The 13,360-nt window shown below is 69.6% G+C and carries 7 protein-coding genes; 3 read left to right on the top strand and 4 right to left on the bottom strand.

Annotated elements, in window-relative coordinates:
* Positions 1-171: 171 nt before the first annotated feature.
* Positions 172-1,386: an enoyl-[acyl-carrier-protein] reductase FabV gene (gene fabV / locus ACFXJL_RS26225; protein WP_384696273.1), complete on the bottom strand. Its 1,215-nt coding sequence runs from the start codon at positions 1,384-1,386 to the stop codon at positions 172-174.
* A gap of 355 nt (positions 1,387-1,741) precedes the next feature.
* Positions 1,742-2,683, bottom strand: coding sequence for an aminoglycoside phosphotransferase family protein (locus tag ACFXJL_RS26220; RefSeq protein WP_384696270.1), 942 nt, complete (start codon positions 2,681-2,683; stop codon positions 1,742-1,744).
* 515 nt (positions 2,684-3,198) lie between these two features.
* Here ACFXJL_RS26220 and ACFXJL_RS26215 point away from each other — a divergent pair.
* Complete coding sequence (locus tag ACFXJL_RS26215) at positions 3,199-3,885, top strand: cellulose binding domain-containing protein (protein WP_358881281.1); 687 nt, start codon at positions 3,199-3,201, stop codon at positions 3,883-3,885.
* Between the two features lie 375 nt (positions 3,886-4,260).
* On the opposite strand, the gene ACFXJL_RS26210 is transcribed toward ACFXJL_RS26215, so the two are convergent.
* Both ACFXJL_RS26210 and ACFXJL_RS26205 read right to left on the bottom strand, forming a co-directional pair.
* Positions 4,261-4,896, bottom strand: a complete 636-nt coding sequence (locus tag ACFXJL_RS26210; RefSeq protein WP_358881282.1) for a GNAT family N-acetyltransferase — start codon at positions 4,894-4,896, stop codon at positions 4,261-4,263.
* Positions 4,897-5,057: 161 nt separating this feature from the next.
* Entirely contained in the window at positions 5,058-5,183 is a 126-nt protein-coding gene (locus ACFXJL_RS26205) for a hypothetical protein (RefSeq protein WP_358881283.1), read from the bottom strand.
* Between the two features lie 329 nt (positions 5,184-5,512).
* On the opposite strand from ACFXJL_RS26205, the gene ACFXJL_RS26200 reads away from it, so the two are divergent.
* Complete coding sequence (locus ACFXJL_RS26200; protein WP_358881284.1) at positions 5,513-6,385, top strand: aspartyl/asparaginyl beta-hydroxylase domain-containing protein; 873 nt, start codon at positions 5,513-5,515, stop codon at positions 6,383-6,385.
* Between the two features lie 242 nt (positions 6,386-6,627).
* Complete coding sequence (locus tag ACFXJL_RS26195; protein WP_384696265.1) at positions 6,628-13,305, top strand: amino acid adenylation domain-containing protein; 6,678 nt, start codon at positions 6,628-6,630, stop codon at positions 13,303-13,305.
* The last annotated feature ends 55 nt before the right edge of the window (positions 13,306-13,360 follow it).

The following is a 13,360-nucleotide window of genomic DNA, read 5'->3' as shown; positions in this document are numbered from 1 at the left end:
GGAAACGGCCGCCCACGAGTCCCCCGGACTCCACGGACCGATGTTCCGATGTGACTCTGCCACACCGGTGAGCGAGACCGACAGTCAGACGGTCCCGGTCGCCTCGCCGTCGGCCGACGGCGATGGACATAGCCGTCGACCGACTGTGCGGGGACGGCTTCGACGTCCGGATCACGGGGTGTGGCCGGGCCAGGGAATGTCCGTGGTGACCGCGGCGGTGTAGTCGATGCCCGGCACGGAGAATCCGTAGAGCCGTTGGACTTCGGCACCGAACCAGGCGAGGTCGGCGAGACGCGCGATGGTGTCGGTGGTGGCAGTCTCCCAGCGTTCGGCGACGGCCTTCTGGACATCGTCGGTGAGTTCCCAGGTGTCCAGACGGATCCGGTCCTCGTCGTCCAGCACGAGCGGGGCCGCACCGGTGAGCTGGTCCCAGAGGGCGGCGAGTTGGTGCACCGGCGAGACCACATCCTCGCCGAGGACGCCGCGCAGCAGGCCGGTGTACAGGGCGATGCCGGGGATCGCGGTGGAGGACTGGGTGACGGCGGCACCGTTGACGCAGGTCACGGCCCGTCCCCCCACCGTTTTCCCGAGCCGCTCGCTCAGGACACGGGCGGTGGCCTCCAGATGGGACTTGGCCACACCGATGGTGCCCTGTCGATAGATCGCCTCCGTCAGGGGCGATCCGATGTACGACAGCGCGGCGGTGGTGAAGCCCTCGGCGAGCAGGCCCCGACCGGTGAGGTGGTCGATCCAGCGTTCCCAGTCCACGCCGCCCATCACGGCCACGGTCTGCTCGACGTCATCCCCCTCGGCCGGCCCGGTCTCGACCTCGCGGACCTCGGGAACTCCCTGCCCGTCGAAGAGAAGTGTCTTGGTGCGGTTCGCCCGACCGATCGGCTTGAGGACGGAGGCGTACGTCGTACCGGTGTCGGGGTCGGTACGCCGGGGAGCGGCCACCGAGTAGATCAGATAGTCCAGCCTGCCGCCGAAACGCTGCTCGACGAGATCGGCGACCTGGTCCTTCATCGTGTCGGAGAACGCGTCCCCGTTGAGGAAGACCAGGTCCCGCCCGGTGCCCCGGGCGAGTTCCGCGGTGGCGGCGGTGCGGTACCAACCGGCCGTAGCGGTACGCCGTTCTGTGGGCGCCTTCTCGAAGGAGACCATGACCCCGCGGATGCCGGCACGCTTGAGCCCGGCGAGTGTGGCCGCCAGGCCGTATCCGGCCGAGGAGCCGATGATCAGGGCCACGGGTCCGGCGCCCTCGGGTACATCGGCGGGGGCGGGGCACGCCTGCCAGATGTCGGTCACCGTCTGCGCACAGCCCGCCGGATGGGAGTCAAGGAAGAGGAATCCCCGGTTACGGGGGATGAGGACGCGTTCGCTCACGATGGGAGTCCTTGAGTCGACTTGGACGTGGACGCGGCGACCTGTCGAGCCGCCACGTCCCGCAAGTCTGAAACAGGGCGGCCCCGAAAGATGGCCTCGCCGAGGACAACGATCACGCGCCGGTCTTGGAGTGTTCCGACCACTTCCCGCGGCGGAGGACTCCGTGGTGACCAGGCCACGCATCACCGTGCAGGCCCCATTCAGCGGAGCGCGGACCATGAGCACGCCGGCCGAACGGGGCGCTGCCAAGCAGGTGTCGCGACAGCTGATGGCACGCGGCCCGTCCCTGAGCCGCCCTCTGTGGCCCTCGATGGTCGTTCCTCAGCCGCCCTCTGTCGCTCTCAATGGTCGTTCCTCAGCCGGCCTCTGTGGTGCTCGATCGCTGGTGGACCGTTGCGGTGAGGCGTTGGAGCGAGGCGTGGGCTGGTGGGCCCCAGGTGGGCTTGCCTCCGGGGCGACCGTGGACGCCGGCGTCCCCGATGAGGATGCCGCTGAGTGCGCGCAACACCGCCCAGCCACGGGCGCGGCGCAGGGTGGCGGCGTCCGGGCTCGGCCGGTAGGTCTCGTGGAAGAGGTCGGCGACTCCGTCCGGCAGGAGGATCCAGACGGCGGCGAGGTCGCCGGCGGGATCGCCGGCGCAGAGGTCGCCGAAGTCGATCACGCCGGAGAAGGTGCCGTTCGTGGTCAGGATGTTGGCTGGATGCAGATCTCCGTGGAGCCAGAGGCTCGGGCCTGCCCAATCGGGTGCGGCGACAGCGTCCTCCCAGACCGCGCGGACGGCATCCGGGTCGGGGATGAGCCCCAGTTCGGTGGCCGAGACGAGCGATTGGGTGAGGTGTTCGGCGGTGTCGGCGAGAGCGCCGCCGCGTCCTCGTCCGGTGGGTGCCTCGTCGGGGGCGGGCCGGTGCAGCGCGGTGAGGAAGGTGGCCAAGGTGACGGCCGCATCCTCGGCACGCGTCACGGGGGCACGGTCGGCGGGCTCGCCCGGCACCCAGGTAGTGACGATCCAGGGCCGGGGGAAGCGCTCGGAGGGCTCACCGAGGCGCTGTGGGACGGGGATCTCCAGTGGAAGGTGCGGGGCAAGGGTAGGGAGCCAGGTGTGTTCCTTGCGCAGCAGTGCGTCCGCGGACTCCGTGGCCCAGGGCAATCGGACGGCCAGGTCGTCGCCGAGCCGCCACAGCTGGTTGTCCCAACCGCGCGCCCCGAGCTTCACTGGTCGATCCGCCAGGTCGGGGTGCTGCTCGCGCAGCAGTTCCCGGATCAGTTCTTCGGTGATGTCCGTCGCGGTAGCTGTCATGGGGAACCAACGTAGTTGAGGTCCGGCCGGCGCGGGCTTCGGCCGAGTACACATCGAGCTCAGGTCGGGAGTGGTCAGCGGAGCCAAAGGGACTGCGGCCCGTCCGCGTTCACAGGGGTGGATCGGAGAGGCCGAAGGGCTGCGGCCCTTGCGCATTCACAGGGGTGGATCGGAGACCTGTGTGCCCGTCCCCGGCTCAGCCACGGTCGTCGACGGAACCGTACCGGTCCGTACCGAGTCGATCGACGGACGCGGGGAACCGACCCCACGGCTACCCGCCCGGTACGAGCAATGATGTGGACTGGTAGGGCATTCCTTCGCGCCACCGATCACAGGTCGCACACCCATCACCGTCGAACGGGATAAATGGGCCGGCCTGGCACCGAATTCCGTGGCAATGCGTCTCAACTCCCTTGACCTACAGGGCAGTTAGCGATAAGTGATAGGCCCACCGGCTTTGGTATAGACCAACGCCGGCCAGGCGCACGGACCGTCCCGACCTCAAGGAGCAGCTCATGCGAAGACGAACAGTGTCATCGGTCCTCTCCATCGCCACCATCATCGGAACGCTCGCCCTGTTGTTCGCACCGCCGGCCAGCGCACGGGCAGCGATCCCCGCCGTGGCCGACTACCGACAGACCACGTCATGGGAGAGCGGCTACCAGGGCGCCTTCACGATCACCAACGTCAGCAGTTTCACACTCACCAGCTGGGCGGTGTCGTTCGCCCTGCCAGCCGACACCACGGTCAACGCCCATTGGGACGCGACGCTCACCCGCGACGGGAACTGGTACTCCTTCCGCAACCAGGGCTACAACGGCACCATCGCACCCGGCGCGTCGGTGACCTTCGGTTGGGTGGCGCAGGGCGCGGGACGGCCCGCCAACTGCACCCTCAACCAGGGCATCTGCACCTTGCCCGACACCACGCCACCGACCGTGCCACAGGGCTTGAACTTCGCCGAGCTCACCGAAACCTCACTGCTGCTGTCCTGGAACGCGTCATCGGACGACCGGGACTCGCCCCTGATGTACGAGGTCTCCCGGGACGGTCTGCCGGCGGGCAACACCGTGGGAGTCAACTCACTGCGGGTGACGGGGCTCCAACCGTGGACCCCGCATACGTTCCGGGTACGCGCCAAGGACCTGGCCGGAAACACCTCGGCATACAGCGCACCCATCGTCGTTCCGATCCCGGCGTGACGGCGACATCTGACTGAGGTGTCCGCCCGGGCTCCACACCGTCCGGGCGGGCACGGTGCACCGCATCCCGCACGGTCATCACGAGGCCGCGCACGGGCAAGTGTGGCCCCGCGGCCATGAGCAGTCACACCGGGTGGTCCCCTGCGCCCCTGCATCACCGAACCACATATATGACGTTGCGTCACCAATGGAGGGTACGCAGAAGTACCCTCCCGAGCAGCCACGACGCAGCACGGTGTGCCGAGCATGGCCGGTCACCGTGCGCAGCGAGGGATCGTCCTCGCCGCGGCGCCGGGACCGGGGGGTCCTCCCTCCGTTGTACAGAGTTCGTTCCCCTGTGTGAGCGGCGCGGTGTGCGCCTGTGCCGTGCCCCGGTCAGGGTTCGATGCGCGGCAACGGGTGCCCCTCCCTCGCCTTGGCGTAGAGGGCGATCTTGCGGTGACGGACCTGGACTTCGCCCAGGCAGGTGGCGTCGTTGTTCTCGATCATCCTGCGGGACGCCGCGTTCACCGCGTCGGGTTCGTAGACGACGGCGTTGCAGAGCGGGTCGCGCAGGAAGAACTCATCGGTGACCTCTCCGATGATCCTGCTGCCGAGGCCGCGGCCGGTGTCCACGAGGTCGGCGATGGCCAGGTGCATGCTCAGATCGTGCGCGGCGGCCCGGTAGTGGTGCCCGACGACATCCTGTGCCATCCGGTAGAACTCCATGTAGGCGATGGGTCGCCCCTCGCTCTCCACGATGATGGGGCGCGAGTAGTCGGAGGCGAACTGGGCGTCGATGTGGGCCTGCCAGCGCTCCAGCGGCCAGTCGTACTCCCAACCCTTCGCGGTGTGGGGCCGGTTCATCCACTCCCAAATCATCGGCACGTCCGAACCGTCCGCTCGTACCTGCCGGTACCGGAGGCCCCCACGGACGAAGTCGGTGGGCGGCGCGGGCACCTCAAGCCAGGCGGCGGGCAGCCCGTCCGTGACATAGCGGGGCAGGACCGGATAGGTCTCGGTTGGGTTCAACGTGACACTCCACGGTTGGTACGGCTGTGTCGGGTGGGGGATGGGCCGGGCGCCGAGCCGAGGCTCTCACAGGTCCGCGTCGGGGTGGGGCCACGACGGCATGACCGCGCGGTGCGGGCGGGTGCAGCGCCGAACAGGGGGTGAGCTCCGGTCAACGAGGCTCACACTCCCCCGGGATTGTTCCAGGTGGGCGACCGCACCGACAAGGAGATCACCATCACCCCGCCGACGGCGACCTTACGCCAACTCGTCACACGGTTGAGCGAGTTGTTAGTGATGCCCGTCACGTCAGGATGTCAATGATGGGTGATCTATGTGTAATATTGGAGATCAACTTAGGTAAGCCTTGCCGAACTTTCAGGACATGGATAGCGTCTGGCCACGTCGGCTTGACGGACTGGAGCCGATGCCGAGCAGGACGCCACACCCCGGCGCACCCCAACACCACAACACATCGCGGGCCCCGTGCTGTCTCGGGGTGACCGGACCACCGCGCCCGCCGGCAGCGGGCCTTGGGGTACGCCGCGGAAGAGGCATGTCCGCGGCACTTGACCAGTGCGGGAGCGAGGCAACCACGCCCGTGCCCGCAACACGATTCGGAAAGGTGATGTCAGTCTTGAGATCACACATCCTGGGACGCATCGACCTGGACGAAACACTCCTGTCCAGGGACCTCGAATACCTCAGCTCTCTGCCCCGCGGTGAAGAGGGCTACGACGAGTTCAGCAACGGCTACTGGAAGAACCTGCCGCTGTGGAACAGCACCGGTGACTCCGGGGACGACCTCTACCGCGACACCGACTCCCCCGCCCAACTGACCGAACACGGCAAGAACTGCACCTACTTGCGTGACCTGGTGGAAAGCACCTTCAACACCGACCACATCACGATGGTGCGCACCCGCAACCTCGTGGACGCGGTCGTCATACCGCACCGGGACTTCGTAGAACTGGACAAGGACGCGGACCAGTACTTCCGCGTACTGATGTTCCTGGAGGAGAACGCAGCCGCCCTGCACTCCAACGACGACACCGTCATCAACATGCGCCCGGGGGAGATCTGGTTCCTCGACGCGGGATCGGTGCACGCGGCGGCCAATTTCTCCCCTGACAGTCGGCAGATGCTCTGCGTGGACTTCGCCTTCGACGGCGAGTACCAGGAGTCGGACGTCTTCCGAGACGCCTCCCGCTACCGGCCGTCGACCGATGCCCAGATCATCGAGCGGCCACCCCTGCCAACAGCCCGACTCGACGCCATCAAGGGGTTGGGGCAGGTCGTCGACCGCTCGAACTTCAAGGAGTTCCTCTTCCTCCTCTCCAAAGTCCACTTCCGCTACGACGTGCCCGCGGAGGCGACCTACGAATGGCTGACTGACATCGCTGTCACCTCGGGCGATGAACTCCTCGTCGGGAAGGCGAACGAACTGCGCGAATACGCCATCGGTGCCCGCGCACTGAGCGAGCGCTTCACCGTGAACTCCTGGGGATGAGCCCCGGCCACGAGCACGAACCGCAACGGCACCGAACGACCGCGCAACGGCGCGGGCGGGGCCGGGCGGCGGGCTCGTGGCGATCACGGTGAACGAAGGCCCGAGCGGGCCGCGGGGAACGGGCGGCATCCAGAGCGTGCCGGTGCGGTGGGGCGCACCGTGCGGTTCGGTGCCGGCCCGGATATGGACCGAGGACTGTCGGCCACAACGGTCGGTCAGTGACATGGGGAGGGCATGTGGGCATGCGCAACACGGCCAGGAGCAAGGGCGATCACGAACGGCGGCTCGCAGCGCTGCGCAAACGCATCGCCGCGGGTGGACTGGTCGACCAGGACAGTGGGAATGAACCCCACACGGTTGTGTCCGCCGTGGAGGGGGCGGCGGACACCGGCGCTCCGTCGGGAACGAGCACGGCCCAGCAGCGCCTGTGGTTGCAGCATGCGAGCGACCCCACCGGTGCCGCGCTGAACGTGGGCACCGCCCTGCGCCTCGACGGGCCGCTCGACCTCCCGGCCCTGGCCACCGCGCTGCGTGCCGTCGTCGCCCACCACGAGGTCCTGCGCACCCGGTACGCGCTCACCGAAGCGGGCGAGCTGCTGGCGATCTCCGATCTATCCGACGTCTTGGAGCTGACCGAGGTCGACGCCCGCGACACGGACGTCGAAGCGCTGATCCGTGCCGACCTGCGCGCACCCTTCGACCTGGAGTCCGGGCACCCCTTGCGGGTCACCGTGTACGTCCAGGGCCCCGACCGACACACCCTGTTGTTGGTGGTGCACCACATCGCCTGGGACGACGCCTGTTGGCAGGTCTTCTTCGAGGATCTGGCCGCCGTCTACCAGGGCGGGCACCCCGCGCCGACGATCCCGTACCCACGGGCGTCCCTCGCCGTGGAGCAGGAGGTCAAGAGCGCACTGCCCGCCCTGCGTCGGCACTGGGCGAAGACCCTGACGCGTGCCTCGGGCTCCGCGGGGCTCGACCGACGGACCGCGGCCGACCAGCAAACTGCTGAGGCCAGGGCTGAGGAAGTGCGTTTGGACGCGGTGCAGTCCGCTTCCCTGGACGCCCTCGCGCGCACCGCGGGGACCACCGCCTTCACGGTCCTGCTCACCTCCTTCGCCGCCGCGCTGCGCCGGCACACGGGGAGCGAGCGATCCCTGGTCAGTACCCCCGTACTGCGGCGGGACAGCGGGCACACCACCCGTACCCTCGGCTACTTCGGCAATGTGCTCCTCCTCGTCCTCGACACCGATCCACGCGGCAGCTTCCATGACGCGTTGCGTTCGGTGGGCCGGGTCGTCGTGGATGCGCTGGACCACCAGGACCTTGAGTACGACGAGGCGATCCGGTTGCTCGGCGCTTCGGGCAGGGTGCAACCGGTGGAGGTCAGCTTTGGCATCGAAGGGGCCGAGGTACCGCTGAGGCTGCCGGGGATCGATGTGCGACCCCTCCCAGCCCGAACGGGCATCGCCCAGGCCCCGCTGTCGGTGATGGCCCGTCAGGAGCCGGACGGATGTTGGGTGGTTCGCTTCGAGTACATACCCGAGGCGGTGGGCGAGCAGACCGTGCAGTCGCTGGTCGAGTCGACCCGGCGCACCCTGCTGGCGGGCCTGGGCTCCCCCGATGTGGCCCTCGGTGATCAGCTCCTGGTCACCGATGAGGAGTACGCGGTCGTCCTCGCCCATGGCACGGCTCCGGCCCTCGACGCGCCCGCACCCGGTGTGGTGGAGCGGTTTGAGCAGCAGGCGGCCCAGCGTCCCGAATCGGTGGCCCTGCGCGGCGCCGAAGGAACCATGACGTACCGGGAGCTCAACGACCGGGCCAATGCGGTGGCCCGGTGGGTCGCTGCCCAGGGCATCGGCCCGGAAGACGTGGTGGCCTGTGCGCTGGAGCGCTCGTTCACCGCGGTGAGCATCGCCCTCGGCGTGCTGAAGTCGGGCGCGGTCCTCTTCCCCCTGGACGTCGCCCACCCCGAGGAGCGGTTGACCCGGCTGCTGGCGGACGCCGGTCCGCGCCATCTGTTCACCTCGGCCACGACCGACGCGGCGATACCGTCGAGCACGGTGCCGCGCACGGTGGTGACCTCATCCGCCTTCGACGCCCAGGTCTCCGCGCTGGCCGGGGAGGGCGACCTCACCGACCGCGACCGGGTACGCCCGCTGCGCCGGGACAATCTCGCGTACATCATCTACACCTCGGGGTCCACCGGGCGCCCGAAGGGTGTCGGAACCAGCCATGCGGCCCTCGGGGACCATCTCGCATGGTTGCTGTCCCACTTCGCCGCCACGCACGACCGGCTGGAGGATGTGCGCTGGCTCCAACTCGCCTCCCCCGCGTTCGACGTCTCCATGGGTGAGCTCTTCGGGCCCCTGGCCGCCGGCGGTGAGGTCCTGGTGGCCCGCCCCGACGCCGAACGGGACCTCGACGCCCTCTTCGTCGAGCTGGCCGAACTCGACGCGACCGTGGTCCATGCGGTACCGAGCTTCCTCCACTACCTGGCCGCCGCCGCCCCCGACGCTCGACTGCCCCTGCTTCGCTGGCTGCCCGTGGGCGGCGAAGCCCTCCCCGGCGAGCTCGCCGACCGGGTGCGGGAGCGCTTCAGCGCCCACAGCGAAGTGACCCTCGCCAACTTCTACGGCCCCACCGAAACCACCCAGTCCGTGACGGGCTACCCCGTCGTCGCCGCGCAGGGCCATCGGATCGTGCCCATCGGCACCCCCAAGTGGGGCAATGTGGCACTCGTTCTCGACGCCGATCTACGGATCGCGCCCCTCGGCGAGGTGGGCGAGCTCTACATCGAGGGCAGTTCGCTGGCCCGCGGCTATCTGGGACGTGCCGCCCTGACCGCCGAGCGGTTCGTACCGAGCCCGCTGACCCCCGGTGCACGGCTCTATCGCACGGGAGACCTGGCGCGCTTCGCGGACGACGGCGAGCTGGAGTTCATCGGACGCGTCGACGACCAGGTCAAGATCCGCGGATTCCGGGTGGAGCCCGGTGAGATCGAGGCCGTGCTGCGCGCCGACGAACAGGTCGGCCAAGCCGTGGTCGTGGCCCGCGAGGACGCGCACACCGGCAGCCGGCTGGTCGCCTATCTCACCGCTGCCGGCGACGGTGAACTCGACGCCGAGGCGGTGAAGGCGCGGCTGACGGCCGCGCTGCCCGCGCACATGGTGCCCAGCGCCTTCGTCGTCCTCGACGAGTTGCCGCTGACCCCGGCCGGCAAGACCGACCGCCGTGCGCTGCCCGACGCTCCCGCGGCCGAGTCCACATCGTTCCGGCCGGTGCGTGAGGGCGCCGAGCGGCAGATCGCCCAACTGTTCGCCGAGCTCCTCGGTCGGAACGCGGACCCGTCCGTACCCGACGCCCGGAAGGCACCGACCACAGCGCAGGAGACACCTTCGGTCGGGGGCCGCCGCATCGGCGCGGACACCTCCTTCTTCGAACTGGGCGGCCACTCCCTGCTGCTGACCCGGTTGATCTCGCGCATCCGCCGCGATCTCGGGGTGCACATCGGGGTCCGCGATGCATTCACCCGGGCCACACCAGCGGCTCTCGCCCAGCTGGTCGGGGCGGGCGAACCCGCCCATCAGCAACGTGCGCTGACCTTTGGCCCGCGTCCAGCGGAGCCACCGCTGTCCCCGGCCCAGCAGCGCATCTGGTTCGTCGACCGCATCGAGGAGTCCAGCACCACGTACAACGTTCCCATTGCGCTGGGGATCGACGGGCCGTTGGATGCGGTGCTGCTGCAACGGGCACTGGAGGAGGTCCTGCGGCGGCACGAGGCCCTGCGGACGGTCTTCCCCGACCGGGACGGCATCAGCCACCAGCGCGTCCTTCCCGACCACCGGGTCGAACTGCCCGTGCTGTCGGTGACCGAGGACGAGGTGGCGGGCGCGCTCGCGCGGGCCGCGGAGCACCCCTTCGACCTGGCCGGCGAGCGACCGTTCCGGGCTGCCCTGCTGCGCGTCGGCGCCGAACGGCACGTGCTGTCGCTGCTGGTCCACCACATCATCTGCGACGAGGTGTCCGCGGGTGTGCTGGTGGCGGACGTGACCCGGGCGTACGAGGCACTGCGAGGCGGCGCCGGAACGGACGGCACACCGGTGCTGACGCCACTGCCCGTGGGGTACGCGGACTATGCCGTGTGGCAGAGCGAACGTCTCGCCGGCACCGATCCGGCGAACGCCGGTGGACAGAAGGACCCGGAGGCGCTCCGCGCGTTCTGGCGCACCTATCTGGCGGACCTGCCCCAGGACACGTCCGTCCTGCTCGGCCGGGCCCGCCCGGCGCAGCCCTACAGCGCGGGCGGCATCGCCCACTTCGCCTTCGACCAACAGATACGTGCCGGCGTGGAGCGACTGGCCGAGCGCACCGGCGCCACGCCGTTCATCGTGCTCCAGAGCGCCGTCGCCGTACTGCTCGGCCTCTGGGGAGCGGGAGAGGACGTTCCGCTCGGCACCCCGGTCGCCAATCGGCCGGACGAGTCCCTGGACGAGGTGGTGGGGCTCTTCGTCAATCTCCTCGTGGTGCGCAACGACCTCTCGGGCGATCCCACCGTCGAAGAGGTCGTCACCCGGGCCAAGCAGCGTGCGGTGGACGCCTACGAGCACGCGGAGTTGCCGTTCGAACAGGTCGTGGACGCGGTCGGCGTGGAGCGCTCGCTGAGCGTCAATCCGCTCTTCCAGGTGCTGGTCCAGTTGCGCGACGAAGAGGCGGTGCGACACCGCACCGAGGACCTCGACTGGCGGCTGGTGCCGCAGTACACCGCGACCGCGAAGTACGACCTGTCGGTGAACTTCGAGCCCGATTCGGCCACCGGTGGCTGGGGCGGGGAAATGATCTACCGGCGCGACCTCTACGAGGGGGACGCGGTGGCCCGCTTGATCGAGGGCCTCCATCAGGTGCTGCGGGCCGTCGTCGACGATCCGGGCATCCGACTGCACGAGTTGGACCTGGTTCCCGCGCGGGAGCGGCAGTCGGTGCTCGGCGAGTGGAGCCACGGCCCGCAGGCCGTGCCCGAGCGGGCCGAAACCCTCTCGGAGCTCATCGAGCGCAGCCGGAACCTGTTCCAGGAGCCGGGCGCAGCCGCCCGGACCGCGGTGGACTGCGCGGGCGAGACCATCGACTACGGCCGGTTGCACGAGCGCAGTGACCGGCTGGCCAGACTGCTCATCGAGCACGGCGCGGGCCCGGAGAGGTTCGTGGCCATCGCCGTACCGCGGTCGGTGGACATGGTCGTGGCACTGCTGGCCGTGGTGAAGACGGGGGCGGCCTATCTGCCCCTGGACATGCGGCTGCCGGCGGACCGGCTCGACTTCATGATCTCGGACGCGGCCCCGGTGGCGGTGGTGACCCGGTCGGACGCCCCGGTGGAACTGCCGGACTCGGCCGCATCGCCGCGGCTGGTGCTGGACTCGCCGGAGGTGATCGCGGCACTCACGGCGCAGCCGGCCGAGCGGCTGCCGGTGGAGGTGGCGCGGCGGGCCCGCGGGGAGAACATCGCCTACTTCCTGTACACGTCGGGTTCGACGGGAGTGCCCAAGGGCGTCATCGGTACCCATCGCGCCTATGCGGCACGGTTGACCTGGCAGCCGGTGCGCTATCCCATCGCCACGCCCGACGTCCGGCTGTGTCAGGGCTGGCTCAGCTTCCACGACGGCGGGTGCGAGATCCTCGCGGGTCTGGTCGCGGGGGCGGAACTCCTCCTCGCCGACGAGCACGAGGCCCGGGACGTGGGCAGTCTGGTGCGGCTGATCGAGGGGAACCCGATCGGTCAGGTCACCGCCGTACCCACGGCGATCAACGCCCTGCTGGGCGTGTCGCCCGATGCGGTGCGCTCGGTACCGCGCTGGGTGACCAGCGGCGAGCCCATCACGGGCGTGTTGTTGGAGCGGCTGCGCGCCGCCGCACCGAACAGCGAGATCATCAACAACTACGGTGCCACCGAACTGAGCGGCGGTGTGGTGCGGGGCCGGTTGCACGAGGAGGGGCTGCACCTCGGCACCCCCGTCGACGGCTCCCGGGTGCTGGTGCTCGACGCACGGCTCAACCCCTGCCCGGTGGGCGTACCCGGCGAGGTGTACGCGGCGGGCCACCAGGTGGCGCGCGGCTACTGGCGACAGCCGGGACTGACCGCGGCACGCTTCGTGCCCAACCCGTACGCAACGCGCCCCGGGGAGCTCCTCTACCGCACCGGGGACCGGGCGATGTGGAGTGCCGATGGGCGGTTGGTGTTCGGTGGGCGCACCGACCACCAGGTGAAGTTGCGGGGCATCCGTGTCGAACTCGGCGAGATCGAGTCGGCGTTGCGTTCGGTGCCCGAGGTGGCATCGGCGGCTGCCCGTACGCACGAGGTGCACGGGTCGACCACTCTCGCCGGATACATCACCCTCGTCGATCCGACGGCGGAGCGGGACGCCGTGGTGGCTTCGGTGCGCGAACGCCTGGCGCAGGAGTTGCCGTCGTATCTGCATCCCGCGGTGATCACGGTGCTGGACGCGATGCCGCTGACGGGTTCGGGGAAGCTGAACCGGCCGGCGCTGCCTGAGCCGCAGGTGCGCACCGAAGGCGTGCACGAAGCCCTGCGCACCGAGACGGAAGAGACGGTCGCGGCGCTGTTCGAGGATGTGCTGGACGCCAAGGACGTGGGCCGGTCCGACGGGTTCTTCGCCCTCGGCGGCGACAGCATCATCTCGGTGCAACTCGCGAGCCGGGCCAGGTCCCGGGGGTTGCCGTTGACCGCGCAGATGGTGTTCGAGCACCCGACGGTCGGCGAGTTGGCCGCGGCCTGTGACCGGGCGGCGGCAGATGCGGCCCGTGCCGACGCCCGACCGGCTCACACACCCGTGTCGGCGACCGACGCGTCCGGGCTCGACAAGGAAACCCTTCAGGCGCTGCTGGGCAGTTGGGGGCGTGACTGACGTGCGTGTCGTCCGCAGGCCCTGCGCCCGGCCCAACGCCTCGGCGCGATCCACC

The sequence above is a fragment of the Streptomyces sp. NPDC059256 genome, from assembly GCF_042753785.1.
Classification (GTDB): domain Bacteria; phylum Actinomycetota; class Actinomycetes; order Streptomycetales; family Streptomycetaceae; genus Streptomyces.
The sequence above is the reverse complement of the archived record's forward strand: the minus strand, read 5'-3'. Positions and strand labels throughout refer to the sequence as shown.

What these genes read in the sequence shown, in the direction of transcription:
- ACFXJL_RS26195 (WP_384696265.1), top strand. Translation starts at nt 6,628, where the DNA reads ATGCGCAACACGGCCAGGAGCAAGGGCGATCACGAACGGCGGCTCGCA.
- ACFXJL_RS26220 (WP_384696270.1), bottom strand. Translation starts at nt 2,683, where the DNA reads ATGACAGCTACCGCGACGGACATCACCGAAGAACTGATCCGGGAACTG.
- ACFXJL_RS26215 (WP_358881281.1), top strand. Translation starts at nt 3,199, where the DNA reads ATGCGAAGACGAACAGTGTCATCGGTCCTCTCCATCGCCACCATCATC.